This window comes from Pyxidicoccus sp. M15, assembly GCF_056858435.1.
Genome location: NZ_CM166495.1, coordinates 9,434,168 through 9,448,892, shown reverse-complemented (window position 1 = coordinate 9,448,892; position 14,725 = coordinate 9,434,168). Strand labels below are relative to the sequence as shown.

General features: G+C 69.7%; 12 protein-coding genes. 8 read left to right on the top strand and 4 right to left on the bottom strand.

All coding sequences use genetic code 11. The features are described 5' to 3' along the window. Nucleotides 1–74 precede the first annotated feature (74 nt). Nucleotides 75–1,208: a mannosyltransferase family protein gene (locus tag ACX9TP_RS34835; RefSeq protein ID WP_482974958.1), complete on the top strand. Its 1,134-nt coding sequence runs from the start codon at nucleotides 75–77 to the stop codon at nucleotides 1,206–1,208. Next, nucleotides 1,205–1,873 carry a class I SAM-dependent methyltransferase gene (locus ACX9TP_RS34830; RefSeq protein WP_482974957.1) on the top strand — a complete coding sequence of 223 codons (669 nt, stop codon included), beginning with the start codon at nucleotides 1,205–1,207 and terminating at the stop codon, nucleotides 1,871–1,873. Before ACX9TP_RS34835 ends, ACX9TP_RS34830 begins: the two co-directional genes overlap by 4 nt. Nucleotides 1,874–1,879: 6 nt before the next feature. Here ACX9TP_RS34830 and ACX9TP_RS34825 read toward each other — a convergent pair whose 3' ends face one another. Beyond that, entirely contained in the window at nucleotides 1,880–2,728 is an 849-nt protein-coding gene (locus ACX9TP_RS34825) for a ChbG/HpnK family deacetylase (protein WP_482974956.1), read from the bottom strand. Between the two features lie 12 nt (nucleotides 2,729–2,740). Next, nucleotides 2,741–3,535 (bottom strand): glycosyltransferase family 2 protein, encoded by a 795-nt coding sequence (locus tag ACX9TP_RS34820; RefSeq protein WP_267860702.1) that lies wholly within the window; start codon nucleotides 3,533–3,535, stop codon nucleotides 2,741–2,743. Nucleotides 3,536–3,672: 137 nt separating this feature from the next. Between ACX9TP_RS34820 and ACX9TP_RS34815 the strand changes: the two genes are divergently transcribed. The 3 genes from ACX9TP_RS34815 to ACX9TP_RS34805 all read left to right on the top strand — a co-directional run bounded on the left by ACX9TP_RS34815 (nucleotide 3,673) and on the right by ACX9TP_RS34805 (nucleotide 7,823). Then, on the top strand, nucleotides 3,673–4,605 hold the full coding sequence (locus tag ACX9TP_RS34815; protein WP_482974955.1) for a GGDEF domain-containing response regulator: 933 nt from the start codon (nucleotides 3,673–3,675) through the stop codon (nucleotides 4,603–4,605). Nucleotides 4,606–4,788: 183 nt separating this feature from the next. Further along, nucleotides 4,789–6,369, top strand: coding sequence for a response regulator (locus ACX9TP_RS34810; RefSeq protein ID WP_482974954.1), 1,581 nt, complete (start codon nucleotides 4,789–4,791; stop codon nucleotides 6,367–6,369). Continuing rightward, nucleotides 6,366–7,823 carry a sigma-54-dependent transcriptional regulator gene (locus tag ACX9TP_RS34805; RefSeq protein ID WP_482974953.1) on the top strand — a complete coding sequence of 486 codons (1,458 nt, stop codon included), beginning with the start codon at nucleotides 6,366–6,368 and terminating at the stop codon, nucleotides 7,821–7,823. Before ACX9TP_RS34810 ends, ACX9TP_RS34805 begins: the two co-directional genes overlap by 4 nt. Before the next feature lie 22 nt (nucleotides 7,824–7,845). On the opposite strand, the gene ACX9TP_RS34800 is transcribed toward ACX9TP_RS34805, so the two are convergent. Next, nucleotides 7,846–9,180, bottom strand: a complete 1,335-nt coding sequence (locus ACX9TP_RS34800) for a replication-associated recombination protein A (RefSeq protein ID WP_482974952.1) — start codon at nucleotides 9,178–9,180, stop codon at nucleotides 7,846–7,848. Nucleotides 9,181–9,294: 114 nt separating this feature from the next. Between ACX9TP_RS34800 and ACX9TP_RS34795 the strand changes: the two genes are divergently transcribed. Together ACX9TP_RS34795 and ACX9TP_RS34790 are read left to right on the top strand one after the other, a co-directional pair. Next, a complete protein-coding gene (locus ACX9TP_RS34795) occupies nucleotides 9,295–10,140 on the top strand; it encodes an NAD(+)/NADH kinase (protein WP_482974951.1) in 846 nt (281 codons plus the stop codon). Between the two features lie 6 nt (nucleotides 10,141–10,146). Beyond that, nucleotides 10,147–10,920 carry a YdcF family protein gene (locus ACX9TP_RS34790; protein ID WP_482974950.1) on the top strand — a complete coding sequence of 258 codons (774 nt, stop codon included), beginning with the start codon at nucleotides 10,147–10,149 and terminating at the stop codon, nucleotides 10,918–10,920. Nucleotides 10,921–10,923: 3 nt separating this feature from the next. On the opposite strand, the gene ACX9TP_RS34785 is transcribed toward ACX9TP_RS34790, so the two are convergent. Further along, nucleotides 10,924–12,543 carry a bifunctional metallophosphatase/5'-nucleotidase gene (locus tag ACX9TP_RS34785; protein ID WP_482974949.1) on the bottom strand — a complete coding sequence of 540 codons (1,620 nt, stop codon included), beginning with the start codon at nucleotides 12,541–12,543 and terminating at the stop codon, nucleotides 10,924–10,926. A gap of 239 nt (nucleotides 12,544–12,782) precedes the next feature. Here ACX9TP_RS34785 and ACX9TP_RS34780 point away from each other — a divergent pair, with 239 nt between their 5' ends. After that, nucleotides 12,783–14,717, top strand: a complete 1,935-nt coding sequence (locus ACX9TP_RS34780) for an alpha-amylase family glycosyl hydrolase (RefSeq protein ID WP_482974948.1) — start codon at nucleotides 12,783–12,785, stop codon at nucleotides 14,715–14,717. Nucleotides 14,718–14,725 lie beyond the last annotated feature (8 nt).

The following is a 14,725-nucleotide window of genomic DNA, read 5'->3' as shown; positions in this document are numbered from 1 at the left end:
GGCTCGGGGGCCCGCGTCTTCGCGGGCTCCCGGGCTTGACCGGGGCGGCGTTCTGGACCAAGCCTGCCGGCCGCATGGCCCGCTCCGCGTCCCGCACCATCCTCCTCGTCACCCTCGTCGCCGTGGTGCTGTGCAGCGCCGCCGCCGGGATGGGGGCCCATCGCTACTTCCACAAGAACAAGCAGAACCCCGTCGTTCGCGTGGACGAGTACGTCACCATGGGCTGGGTGGCGTGGGACTCGAGCTGGTACATGCGGATTGCCCAGGAGGGCTACCAGTTCACGGAGGGCCAGCAGAGCTCGGTGGCCTTCTTCCCGCTCTACCCGCTGGTCATCCGCGCCGTGCAGACGCTGGGGCCGGACGTGTACCAGTCCGGCGTCCTCATCACCCTGTTGTGCGGCCCGCTGGCGCTGCTGCTCTTCACCTTCTGGGCGCGCGGCCTCACGGACGAGGCCACCGCGCTGCGCGCCGGCCTGCTGATGGCCTGCTACCCCTTCACGTTCTATTTCTACGGCGCCATGTACTCGGACGCGCTGTTCGTCCTGCTGGTGATTGCCGCCTTCCTGCTGCTGGAGCGCGGGCTGCTCTTGCCTGCGGTGCTGGTGGCGGCGGTGGCCACGGCGGCACGGCCGGTGGCGCCCGCGGTGGTGCTGGGCCTGCTGGTGCGCCGGCTGGAGTGGAAGCACGCGCGCGGCGAGAAGTGGACCGCCGTGGACTTCCTCCCGGTGCTCGCGGGGCTGGGCTTCGGTTGCTACATGCTCTTTCTCTGGCACAAGTTCGGAGACCCCTTCGCCTTCGTGAAGGTGCAGGGCGCTCCCGGCTGGGAGCAGCAGCCCGGCTGGCGCTCGTGGCTGAAGGTGAGCTGGTTCGAGCGCGTCATCCTCCATCCCACCGACAAGCGCGAGGCGTTCCGTCTGGCCGCGCATGCCTTCTTCACGCTGCTGGCGCTGGCGCTGGTGTGGCCCACGCGGAAGCTCTTGGGGTGGGGCTACGCCGTCTACGTGCTGGCGATTGTCGGCCTGCCCGCGTGGTCCACGAAAGACTTCATGGGTATGGGGCGCTACCTGCTGTCGTCGTTCCCTGTGTTCCTCACCGCCGCGATGCTGTTGCGCCAGCGGCCATTGCTGCTGCGGGGCGCGCTCACGGTGGGCGCAATCTCCGTGGTCGTTCTCTCGTGGGCCTTTGGCGCCGATTATTACATCTCATGAGCGCACTCCTCGAGCAGGCCCTCGCCCTCTACGCCTCGCTGCCCGCAGCGGAGCGCTTCCACGTCCATGCGCGCGCGTCGTCCGCCCCCCTGCTGGCCGTGACGTCGCGGATTCCGGCCGGCACCGTGGCGGACATCGGCTGTGGGCATGGGCTGCTGTCCGCGCTGCTGGCCCTGGCGGACCCGCGCCGCATCGTGCACGGCGTGGACCCGGACCCGCGCAAGGTGGCGTGGGCACAGCGGGCGCTCGCGGGGCTGCCCAACGTGAAAATCGCGGAGGGCACCGTGGAGGAGACGCTGGCCCGGGAGGCTCGTGGCGACTTCGACGCGGCGGTGGTGTGCGACGTGCTGTACCTGCTGCCCGAGTCGAAGTGGCCTGCCTTCCTCCGCACCGTGCACGGGCTGCTCAAGCCCGGTGGGCGCTTCCTGCTGAAGGAGGTGGAGGGCGACGGCTCCTGGAAGCACCGCAAGGCGCTGTTGCAGGAGTGGGTGATGGTGTCGCTGCTCGGGCGCACGAAGGCCAGCGGCGGCATGGCGCTCAAGCCGCGCGCGGAGATGACGCAGCTGCTGAAGGACGCGGGCTTCGGCGTGCTCGAGGTGGTGGACCTGGGCCGCGGCTACACCACGCCGCACGTGCTCTACGTCGCGGAGGCGTGGCTGCCGTAGGGGCGGCTACACGGCCGCGGCGAGGCTGCCGTACGTGTGCAGCGCGATGCCGCGCTCGCGCAACACGGCCTTCACTCGCGGGCTCGTGAGCGCGTCCAATTCCGCCTGCCAGCCGTAGCGCCAGGCAGGGTCCTCCGGCACGTGGGGCGCGCCTTCACCCGGATGGCAGCCAATCTCGAAGTCACCCGCCGGCAGCGCCTCCAGCGCGTCCAGCAGCGCACGCTCGTCCAGCCGGCCCGCCTCGAATACGCCGCCCGCGCTCACCCGGCGCACGCCCGGCGTCCTCCACGGCGGCACGCGTGCGAGCACGGCCAGGATGGACGCCTTCACCGCCGGCCCCGGCGCCCGCAGCCACCGCGCCCTCGGCAGGGCATCCGGCCACCGCAAGGGCAGCCGCTCTCGCGCCGCCAGCGCCTCCACCACGCCGCGCACCCCGGGCAGCAGGTGCAGGTGCTGGTGCCCATCCAGGTGGTCCACCGCCACGCCCAGCTCCCGCGCGCGCTTCAGCTGCGCGGCCAGCTCCACCTCCACCTCTTCACGCCGCACGGCCCCGGCGAGCCACGCCTTCGCGAAGTCCGCCCAGCTCCCGCGCATTCGCCCGCCCGGCGCCACCGAGGGCACCGCATGCACGGGCGCCGCCGGAGCCAGCCGGGTGGACAGCGCCAGGTGCAGGCCCACCGCCAGCCCCTGCTCCCGAGCGCGCGCGGCGGCCTCGGGCGCCGTGGGGCCCGTGGCCAGCAGGGTGGCGCTGGTGACGATGCCTTCGCGATGCGCCCGGAGGATGCCCGCGTCCAGTGAGGGGTGCAGCCCCAGGTCGTCCGCGTTCACCACCAGGCGCGTGAGGGAGCGCGCCACGTTGCGAAGCCCTCAGCCCCGCGCCGCGCGGCCCGTGGGCGGCACCGCGTGGAGCTGCTGCACCGACGGCGGCAGCCGCACCGGCTGCACCGGCGGCTGCGGCGAGCGCGTCTGCGGGTACAGCCGCACCAGCTCCTTCACCATCTTCACGATGACGGAAGGCGAGGCCAGCGTGGAGATGCCCCGCGTGCGCGGGAAGTAGTCCACGCCCATCTGGAACACGCGGAAGCCCTTGCGGATGGCCTTCACCACCAGCTCCGCGTCGATGAACGAGCCCTGGCTGTGCAGCTCCATGGACTCCAGCACCCGCCGGTGCATCACCTTGAAGCTGAAGTTGACGTCCTTGATCTGGATGTCGAACAGCGCGCGGATGAGCAGGTTGTAGACGAACGAGTAGACGATGCGCTTGGGGCCCTCGCTCGTGCGGTCGAACCGGAAGGCGCAAATCATGTCCGCCTCCAGGTACTCCATCAGGTGCAGGGAGCGCTCCAGCTCCCGCATGTCCCACGGCAGGTCCACGTCCGAGTAGACGACGATGTCCTTCGTCGACGCCGCCAGCCCCGTGCGCATCGCCCCGCCCAGCTTGAGATTGACCGGGTGGTGGATGACCCGCAGCTGGGGCACCTTCTGCGCCAGCGCCTCGCAGATTTCGCGCGTCCGGTCCGTGGAGGCGTCGTTGACGATGATGATTTCGAAGTCGTCCGTCAGCTTGGGGAGTACGTCCAGGGCGCGGCTCACGGCCCGCTCGACGTAGTCCTCCTCGTTCCATGCGGGAAAGAAGAGGCTGATACTGGGGTACTTGCCCACGGAAGACCTCGCTCGACGGAGAAACGTGAGGGGGTGAACGCGCTCGGTACCAGAGCACCTCACTCAAATCAACGAGAGGGGGTCGCACTCCTACTTACTGGCGTGATACCGTATGAGCATCAATTTGCGGGGACACTGTGAACTCCAGGCCCTACACCCTGCTCGTGGTGGATGACTCGCAGTCAACGCTGCCCCGGCTGGCCCGAGCCCTGGGTCCGGAGGACTTCGCGCTCCGGCTGGCACCGCACGGGCCGGACATCCCCCGGTTGGCCCGGGGGACGTCGCTGGTGGTGCTCTGCCCGGGGGAGGACGCCGCGGGGACGCTCACGCTCCTGGACCGGCTGATACCCCCGGATGGCGGGCAGGGGACGCCCGTCCTGGTGCTGGCCCCCCCGGCGCCGCGCAGCACCTGGCTGGAGGCGCTCCGCCGGGGTGCTGAGGTCGTTCTTGACCCATGGGACCCCGAGGAACTGGTCGCCCGGGTGCGCCGCTGCCTGTCCGCGCAGGCCCGGCTGGAGGCGCTCGCCTCGCAGGTCGGTGAGCTGCAGCGGCTGTCGTCGACGGACGGCCTCACGGGCGTCCACAACCACCGGCACTTCCAGGAGCGGCTGCGCGAGGAGTTCCGCCGCGCCCAGCGCTACGACGACGCGCTGTCGCTCATCCTCCTGGACCTGGACCACTTCAAGGACGTCAACGACAGGTTCGGCCACTCGGCCGGAGACGGCGTGCTGCGCGAGGTGGCCGCGGCCCTCCAGCGCGGCGTGCGCGAGACGGACCTGGTGGCCCGCTACGGAGGGGAGGAGTTCGCGGTGCTGCTGCCGCGCACCCACCTCACCGGGGCCCTCACCGTGGCGGAGCGCGTGCGCCGCGAGCTGTGCGCCCTGCGTCTGGGCGCCGAGGGAAACCTGCGCGTGACGGCCTCGCTCGGCGTCTCCAGCTTCCCCCACCGCTCCGTCCTCTCCCCGGAGCAGCTGCTGCTCACCGCCGACGAGGCCCTCTACCGGGCCAAGCACGAGGGCAGAGATCGCATCTGCCTGCACGCCCAGCTCCCCCCTTTTCCGACCCCCTAGTTGCCCGGCGACTGACCCCGGGTCAAAGACCCTGGGTCTCTATTGACCCGTTTGATGGGGGAGGGTCTACTCTGACTCACGCACTCTTGAGTCGCGAGAGAGTTAACTCTCGTGATTCCAGGAGTTTACTGCGCAACGGCCTCTGGCAGGGCCATTGCAATTGTCGTGAGGCAGAAAGAATCCATGGGTCCCCAAGCCGCACAGCTCTCGAAGCAGGACGCAGCGCCCCGCGGGCGGCTGCTGCTGGTGGACGACGAGGAGAACATCCTCAAGTCCATCCGCCGGGTGCTCCGCCGGGGGGACTGGGACATTGAAACGGCGACGGACGCCGAGCAGGGGCTGAGGACGCTGCAGCAGTTCCGCCCCGAGGTGGTCATCTCCGACTTCCGGATGCCGGGGATGAACGGGGTGGAGTTCCTCACCCAGGTGAAGCAGCAGGAGCCGCGCGCCCAGCGCATCATGCTGACGGGCCAGGCGGACCAGCAGGCGATTGAAGAGGCCATCAACCGCTCGGAAATCTTCCGCTTCATCTCCAAGCCGTGGAACGACAGCCACCTGGTGCTGACGGTGAAGAGCGCCTTCGAGCAGTACGCGCTCCAGACGGAGAACGAGCGGCTGCACCAGATGACGCAGGCGCAGAACGCCGAGCTCAAGCTGCTCAACGCGGACCTGGAGGAGCGCGTCGCCCAGCGCACGCGCATGCTCAGCCAGGCCAAGCGCGAGTGGGAGCTGTCCTTCGACTGCATGGAGACGCCGCTGTGCGTGGTGCGCGCGCGCGACTTCGCCGTGCGCCGCGCCAACCTCGCGTATGCCCGCGTCGCCGGCCGCTCGATTGAGGAGATTCCCTCCGAGACGGCCTGCTACCGCTACCTCTTCGGCCGCAACGAGCCGTGCACGGGCTGCCCGCTGCCGGCGGCGGTGGAGAGCGGCAAGGGCGCGCGCGGCGAGGTGCAGCAGTCGGGCCGCACCTACGTGGTGTCCGCGTACCCGATGGCGGGCGACGACCGGGTGGTGTGCACCTACCGGGACGTCACCGAGGAGCAGTCGATTACGCGCCGCCTCATCGAGACGGAGAAGATGGCCGCGGTGGGCCAGCTCGCCGGCGGTGTGGCGCACGAAATCAACAACCCGCTGGGCGGCATCCTCGCCTTCGCGCAGCTCATGTCGCGCGACGCGGGCCGCACCGCCCCGGACCTCGAGTCGCTCAAGCTGATTGAAGAGAGCGCGCTGCGCTGCAAGCGGATTGTGGAGAGCCTCCTCAAGTTCAGCCGCCACAGCCGCGTGGAGGACCGGCGGCTGTTCGACTTGTCCAAGTGCGTGGAGGACGCGGCGGTGCTCTTCCGCGCGCAGCTCAAGTCGACGCCCCGGGTGGAGCTGTCGCTGGGGCTGACGGAGGGGCTGCCCAAGGTGTACGGCGACCCCGGCCAGCTCGCGCAGGTGGTGCTCAACCTCTTGCAGAACGGCCTCCAGGCGCTGCCCTCTCCCGAAGGCCGCCTGTCCCTGGTGACGGGCCGCGAGGGGGACCGCTGCTACTTCGCCGTGGCCGACACCGGCAGCGGCATCGAAGAGCGCCACCTGCCGCGCATCTTCGAGCCGTCCTTCACGACCAAGGCCCCCGGTGAAGGCACCGGCCTGGGGCTGTCCATCGCCTACCGCATCGTCCAGGACCACGGGGGCAGCTTCCACGTGGACACCCAGGTCAACGCGGGCTCCCGCTTCACCGTCTTCCTGCCCATTCCCCTGCAGCTCGAGAGGTTGCCGTGATTCCAGTCAAGCGCGCCAAAGTCCTCGTCGTGGATGATGACTCGGTCGTCCTCAAGGCCGTGACGCAGATTCTCCAGCGCGAGGGCCACCCGGTGGTGGCCATTGACGATGCGGTGGAGGGCCTGACGGCGGCCAAGGACCCGTCCATCGACGTGGTCGTCCTCGACATCAAGATGCCCAACCTGTCCGGCATGGACCTGCTCCGCGGAATCAAGGCGGACCGTCCGGACGTGGAGGTCATCATGATGACGGCCTTCGCCACCGTGGAGACGGCGGTGGAGGCGGTGAAGGCGGGCGCGTACGACTACCTCACCAAGCCCTTCGAGAACATCGACGAGGTGAGCCTCACGGTGGCCAAGGCGGCCGAGCGCAAGGCGCTCAAGGACCGCACCCGCGCGCTGGAGGAGGCGCTCACCGCGCGCAGCCAGTTCGAGGACCTCATCGGCCAGTCCACGCAGATGCGCTCCGTCTTCAAGCTGGTGGAGACGGTGAGCCACTCCACGGCCACCGTCCTCATCCAGGGCGAGAGCGGCACGGGCAAGGAGCTGGTGGCGCGCGCCATCCACTACCGCAGCTCGCGCAAGGACAAGCCCTTCGTCGCCGTCAACTGCTCGGCGCTGACGGAGACGCTGCTGGAGAGCGAGCTGTTCGGCCACGTGAAGGGCAGCTTCACCGGCGCCACCGGCAACAAGAAGGGCCTCTTCGAGGCGGCCGACGGCGGCACCATCTTCCTGGACGAGATTGGCGACGTGCCCCCCGCCACCCAGGTGCGCCTGCTGCGCGTGCTGCAGGAGGGTGAGGTGAAGCGCGTGGGCGCCAACGAGCCCGTCAAGGTGGACGTGCGCGTCATCGCCGCCACCCACGTGGACCTGTCCCGCGCCAAGGAGCAGGGCAAGTTCCGCGAGGACCTCTTCTACCGCCTGAACGTCATCACCATTGATTTGCCGCCCCTGCGCGACCGCCCCGAGGACGTGCCGCTGCTCGCGCACCACTTCCTCAAGGTGTACTCGGGCAAGGCGGACAAGAAGGTGACGGGCATCTCCCCGCGCGCCATGGAGGCCCTCACCTGCAACCGGTGGACGGGCAACGTGCGCGAGCTGGAGAACGTCATCGAGCGTGCGGTGGTGCTGACGGCCAACGACATCATCGACGTGGAGGACTTGCCGCCCGGGTTCCAGGCCGCGCCGCAGGCCGACTCGACGGTGGAGGTGTTCAGCCTGGCGCACCTGCCGTACGCCCAGGCCAAGCGCCTGGCGATGCGCGCCTTCGAGCGCCGCTACCTCTCCGCGCTGCTGGAGAAGAACAACCAGAACGTCTCCAGCGCCGCGCGCGCGGCGGGCGTGGACCGCTCCAACTTCCGCCGCCTGCTGAAGCAGTACGAGGTGGCCGGCCGCTCCATGAAGCCGCGCGCGCCCAAGGGCGACGAGGCCGAGGCGCTGGAAGTCGCGTCCTGAAGTCCCCCTGAGGAGGGCGTCTTCAGCCCTCCTCGCCCGGCTCGCGGGGCTTGCGCTCCGCGAGCTGGCGCTGAATCGCCTCGTAGCGGTCCGTCAGCTCCGCCTCCTCGCCGTTGCGGGTGGGGGTGTAGAAGCGGCGGGCGCGCAGGGCCTCCGGCAGGTAGTCCTCGGGGACGTAGTTGCCCTCGAAGTTGTGGGGGTACTTGTAGCCGCCCCCGTACCCCAGTGACTTCATCAGCTTCGTGGGCGCGTTGCGCAGGTGCAGGGGCACCGGCAGCGCGCCTTCTGCTTTCACGGCCTCGCGCGCGGCCATGTACGCGGTAATCACCGTGTTCGCCTTGGGCGCCAGCGCCAGGTACGTCACCGCCTGCGTCATGGGCAGGGTGCCCTCGGGCAGGCCCATGAGCTGGAAGGCGTGCAGCGCGTCCACCGCCACGCCCAGCGCGCGCGGGTCCGCGTTGCCGATGTCCTCCGACGCGAAGATGACCATGCGCCGGAGGATGAAGACGGGGTCTTCCCCCGCCTCCAGCATCCGCACCATCCAGTACAGCGCCGCGTCCACATCGCTGCCGCGCATGGATTTGATGAAGGCGCTGATGACGTTGTAGTGCTCCTCGCCGCCCTTGTCGTAAAGCAGCATCTTCTGCTGCAGGGCCTCCTCCGCGGAAGCGCGGTCCACGTGGGTGCCGCCGTGGGCCGCGGCCACCTCCAGTGCGGTGAGGGCCTTGCGCGCGTCGCCGCCGGCCGTGCTGGCGAGGAAGTCCAGGGCCTCGTCGTCCACCGTCACGCGCCCGCCCAGGCCGCGCTCGTCCACCAGGGCGCGGCGGAGCAGGGGAATGAGCTCGTCCTCCTCCAGCCCGCGCAGGGTGACGACGCGGCAGCGGGACAGGAGCGCGGCGTTGACCTCGAAGGAGGGGTTCTCCGTGGTGGCGCCGATGAGCGTCAGCGTGCCCTTCTCCACGTGGGGCAGGAGCGCGTCCTGCTGGGCCTTGTTGAAGCGGTGGATTTCGTCCACGAAGAGGAAGGTGCGCTTGCGGTGCAGCTTCCACCTGTCCTGCGCGCGGGCCACCGTCTCGCGGATGTCCTTCACGCCGGAGAGGACGGCGGACACCGACTCGAAGGCGGCGCCGGTGGAGCGGGCGACGATTTGCGCCAGCGTCGTCTTGCCGGTGCCGGGCGGGCCCCAGAGGATGAGGCTGGGCACCTTGTCGGCCTCAATCGCGCGGCGCAGGAAGCGGCCCTCGCCGGTGACGTGCTCCTGGCCCACGAACTCGGAGAGCGAGCGGGGGCGCATGCGCTCGGCCAGGGGCGCCTGGCTGGCCTGGTCCTTCTGGCCGGCATGTTCGAAGAGGTCCATGGGCCCTGAAAATAGCGACCTGGGAGCCTACGTGCCGGGTCCTGTGTCGGCGGGCGGGCACCTCGGCATTTCAGGGGAGCGCCGGGACGCCCGGCTGGACTAGAACCCACGCGCGTGCAGACCCTGGCAATCGTCGCGAAGAAGGACAAGCCCGAGGCGGCCGCGCTGGCGGCTCAAATCCGCGAGCGCTACCCGCAGCTGACCATCCTCGGGGACCGCTCCCTGGCGCATGTGCTGGGCTGGCCACGGGTAGAGGACCGGGAGCTGGCGGCCCGGGCGGACCTGGTGGTGGTGCTCGGCGGTGACGGCACCCTCATCTACGCGGCCCGGATGCTGGGCGGGCGCGGGGTGCCCATCCTCGGCGTCAACCTGGGCAGCCTCGGCTTCATGACGGAGGTGCCCGTGGAGGAGCTCTTCACCACCCTGGACGGGGTGCTGACGGGGCGCTTCCAGGTGGACTCGCGGATGAAGCTCACCTGCCGGCTCATCCGCGGCGGGCGCACGCTCATCGAGGACGAAATCCTCAACGACGTGGTCATCAACAAGGGCGCGCTGGCGCGCATCGCCGACCACGAGACGTCCATCGATGGGGTGCCGATTACGACGTACAAGGCGGACGGCGTCATCCTCGCCACGCCCACCGGCTCCACGGCGTACTCGCTGTCCGCGGGTGGGCCCATCGTCCACCCGTCGGTGGACTGCACGGTGCTGTCGCCCATCTGCTCGCACGCGCTCACCCAGCGCTCCATCGTCGTGCCGGCGGACCGGGTCATCCGCATCACGCTGCGCAGCGAGACGGCGGACACGTACCTCACGCTGGATGGGCAGACGGGCCACGGGCTGCAAGGCGGAGACTGCATCGAGGTGGTGCGCTCGCCCAACCGTGTCAACCTGGTGCGCAACCCGAGGGTGGCCTACTTCTCCATCCTCCGGCAGAAGCTCCACTGGGGAGAGCGCTGAAGCGCCGTGTTCCTCTTCCTCTCGAAGGTGCTCGACATCTTCCTGGCGCCGCTGTCCTGGGCGCTGCTGTTCCTGCTGGCAGGGGCGCTGCTGCGCAAGCGGGCGCGGACGGCACGGCTGCTCACCGCGCTGGGGCTCCTGGTGCTCTACGCCTTTTCCACGGAGCCGGTGTCCTCGGCGCTGATGCGGGCGACGGAGGCGGGCGCCGTGTCCACCTTCCGTCCCGACGTGACGTATGACGCCGTCATCGTCCTGGGCGGCGGGTTGGACCCGATGGCCACCGAGCGCTCCGGCCGGCCCGAGTACAACGCCGCCCCCGAGCGCCTGCTGCGCGGCTTCGAGCTCTTGCGCGAGGGGAGGGCGCAAAGGGTGCTCATCTCCGGAGGCTCGTTGGATCCGAGACCCCAGGCGGTGGTGGAGGCGGACGTGCTGTCGAAGCAGCTCCAGGTGTGGGGCATTCCGGCGGAGCGCATCTTCACCGAGGGCCGCAGCCGCAACACGCGGGAGAACGCGCTGGGCTCCGAGCGCATCATCCGCGAGCAGGGGTGGAAGACGCTGCTCCTGGTGACGAGCGCCGCGCACATGCCGCGCGCGGCCGGCTGCTTCGCCGCGGTGGGCCTGCGGCCGGCCACGCTGCCGGTGGACATCCGCACGTCGTCCACGCCCCTGCGGCGGATGAGCTGGATGCCCCGCGCGGGCAACCTCAACCAGAGCACGGACGCGCTGCGCGAGCTGGCCGGGCGCGTCGTCTACGAGCGGCGTGGGTGGGCGGTACGCTGAGCGCTACTTGCCCGGCTGCGCCGGCCGGCGAGCGTCCTTCGTCGGGGGAGCGGCACTGACGCGGGCAATCCGGCCGTCGCCCTTCGCGCGCGGTGCGGGCCTGCCGGTGCGGAACGCCTCGGCCAGCACGTCCAATGGGGTGCGCCCGTCCTTCAGCGCGGGGGTGGTGGGCTGGCCCTTCAGCACCTCGTAGCCGTCCTTGCCGCTGGCGAGGAAGCTCAGCGTGGCGAGCCGGTACGTGGCTTCCGCGTCCAGCGGCCTGCCGCCCACCTTCACGTCCACCACGCGCGCTCCAGCGGGGCGTGAGGCGTCGTACGTGAAGCGCAGGCCGGACACCTGCGGGAAGCGGCCGGGCTTCGCGTCCTCGCGGCTCAGGCTGACCCCGTTCTCCAGCGCCGCCCTCAGCGCGGCCCCCTTCACCTCCACCACCACCAGGGCATCCTCGTAAGGGAGGATGGCGTGCAGCTCGCGCCGCGTCACCACGCCCGCCGGCAGCACCGTGTCCGCGCGCAGGGCGCCTCCATTCACTAGGGCCACGTCCGCGCCGGAGGCCGCACGGAAGGCATCCGCGACGAAGGAGCCCAGGTTCGTCTCCCGCGTGCGCACCTCCGACGAGCGCGCCTCCAGCGCCACCGGCGTGCGGCCCACGCGCTCGGAGAGCCGGGCGAACAGCGGCTCATAGGCCTTCATGGCCGCGTTGAACTCCGCGTCCTCCGCCACCTTGCGCGTGACGGGCATCCGCTTCCACGTGGCCCTGCGCAGCACGCCCGTCGTCGCGTCCACGTCCAGCGTGAGCCGGCCCAGTTCCACCGCGTCCGCGGGCACCTTGAAGATGGGCGTCCCGGTGGAGCGGTCCTCCGCGCCCACGTGGTCATGCCCGCCGAGGATGGCGTCCACCTTCACGCACCTGGCAAGCTCACGGTCCTGCTCCAGCGTCAGGTGCGTCAGCCCCACCACCACGCTGGCGCCCGCCTCGCGCAGCTTCGTCACCGCCGCCCGGGACGCCTCGCAATAGTCCCCGAAGTTCGTATCCGGTCCGGCCTTGGAGGACGTCTTCGTCTCCGTCACCACCACGCCGAACAGGCCCAGCTTGATGCCGCCCACCTCGCGCACGTCGTACGCCTTCACGCCCGCGAACAGGTCGCCCGTCTTCGCGTCCGTCACGTTGGCGCCCAGCCAGGTGAAGCGCGACTCCTGGATGCGCTCGCGCAGCGCCTCGTCGCCGAAGTCGAACTCGTGGTTGCCCAGCACCGCGTAGTCCAGGCCGAGCGCGTTCCACGCATCAATCATCTGCCGGCCCTTGAGCGCCTTGCCGTCCACCGTCAGCAGCGACTCCACGGACGGGGAGAGCGTGTCGCCGCCCATCACCGTCAGCACGTCCGGCGTCTCCTTCAGCACCTGCTTGCGCAGCGTGGCCACCCGCGCCAGCCCGCCCCGGCGTCCCTCCTCCACCGGCTGCACCTGGTACACGTCCGCCAGGTGGAGCAGCGTCACCTTCCGCGAGGCGGGGGCGGCCGGTGCGGGGGGCTGCGCGCCCGAGGCCCGGCCCGCCGTCAGCACCAGGGCCAACGCGAGAGGCAGGAGCAGGGCCCCGCGTCGGGCCGGAGCTGTCGTCTTGGTCATCTCGTCTCCAGGGGGCGCCCCCGGGGCGCCGCGCAGTCCGCCGGGAGTAGCGCAGTCGGCTTTCGAACGCGAGCGCACCCGCCTTCACCCCACGTGTGGGACAAGCCCGACGGGGTGAAGATTCTGTGATGTTTGATTCAGTGCGTCACGGTGGAAAGTTACATGAAAGCGACTTCCCGCATTTGCCTGGACTTCACGGCGATTGCTAGGACGCCCGGTAACCAAGGGAGGTCGTCATCATGCGGGACCGCATCAGGTGGAGTGCACTGCTACTGGCCGGGTTGCTGGGCTGTGGCGAACCGGCGCTCGAGACACAGCAGCGCTCCAGTCCGGAGACAGCGCAGGTCGTCCAGCAGATTGCCGCTTCGACGCGCCCCGGCATGGGCGCCTCCATCTATTACGTGAACAACGCGATTGCCGGCACCACGTTCCGCACCTGGGCCCCCCTCGCGCAGAAGGTCTGGGTGAAGGGCGATTTCAGCAGCTGGAACGGCATCGAGCTGAGCAAGGAGTTCGTCAACGGCGTCTGGAACGGCAACTGGTCCGGCGACGTGGCCGCCGGGAGGCCGGGGCACAAGTACAAGTACGTCACGCGCAACCAGTGGGGCGGCGACGCGGAGCACGCGGACCCGCGCGCGGCCTGGCAGGAGAACTCGTCCGGCGCGAGCATCATCTACAACCAGGGTGAGTACTACTGGAACTCGCAGCAGTTCAGCACCCCGGCCTTCAACCAGATGGTCATCTACGAGATGCACATCGGCACGTTCAACGACGCGCCCGGCTTTGGCCCCGGCAACTGGAACAGCGCCATCGCCAAGCTCGACTATCTGCGCGACCTGGGCATCAACATGGTTGAAGTCATGCCGGTGTTCGAGTTCGCCGGTGACTTCTCCTGGGGCTACAACGCGGCCTACCCCTTCGCGCCGGAGAGCGTGTACGGCCACCCCAACGACATGAAGCGCTTCGTGGACGAGGCGCACTACCGCGGCATCGGCGTCATCTTCGACGTGGTGCACAACCACTACGGCCCGAGCGATTTGCCCATGTGGTGCTTCAGCGGCGACTGCCTGGGCTCGGGTGGCGAGTACTTCTACAACGACTGGCGCAAGAACACGCCGTGGGGCGCCACGCGTCCGGACTACGGCCGCGCCGAGGTCCGCGCGTACATCCGCGACTCGATGATGAGCCTGACGCACGCCTACCGCGGCGACGGTCTGCGCTGGGACGCCACCAAGTACATGCGCACCTCGGACGGCAACGACGCCAACTCCATTGGCGATGCCTGGAGGGTGTTCCGCTCCATCAACCGCGAAATCAACGCGGAGCAGCCGTGGAAGATCAGCATCGCGGAGGACTTCGGCGCGGGTGACTCCATCACCAATGACGCCACGTCCGACACGACGGGCGGTGCCGGCTTCGACGCGCAGTGGGCGGGCGAGTTCGTGCACCCCATCCGCAACGCCGTCATCACCCAGTACGACAGCAACCGCGACATGAACGCGGTGAAGAACGCCATCACCCAGACGTTCAGCGGGCGGCACACCGCGCGCATCATCTACACGGAGAGCCACGACGAGGTGGCCAACGGCCATGCCCGCGTGCCGGAGGAGATCTGGCCGGGACAGGCGGGCAGCTGGGCGGCGAAGAAGCGCTCCACGCTGGCGGCGGGCATCACCTTCACCTCGCCCGGCATCCCCCTCATGTTCCAGGGCCAGGAGATTCTGGAGGACGGCTACTTCTCCGACACCGACCCGGTGGACTGGAACAAGCTGAACCACTTCGGCGGCATCAAGACGCTGTACCGCGACCTCATCCGCCTGCGCCGCAACTGGTTCAACAACACCCGCGGCCTGCGCGGCGCCAACGTCAACGTCTACCACACCAACCACACCAACAAGGTGATTGCCTACCACCGCTGGGAGAACGGCGGCCCGGGTGATGACGTGGTCATCGTCGCCAACTTCAGCGGAACGTACTTCGACAACTACACCGTCGGCTTCCCGCGCGGTGGCCTCTGGTACGCGCGCTTCAACAGCGACTGGAACGGGTACTCGCCCGACTTCGGCAACACGGCGACGCTGGACACCAACGCCAACGGCGGCGGCAGGGACGGCCTGCCCAACAGCGGCACCCTCAAGCTCGGGCCCTACTCGCTGGTCATCTTCTCGCAGTAACGCGTGAC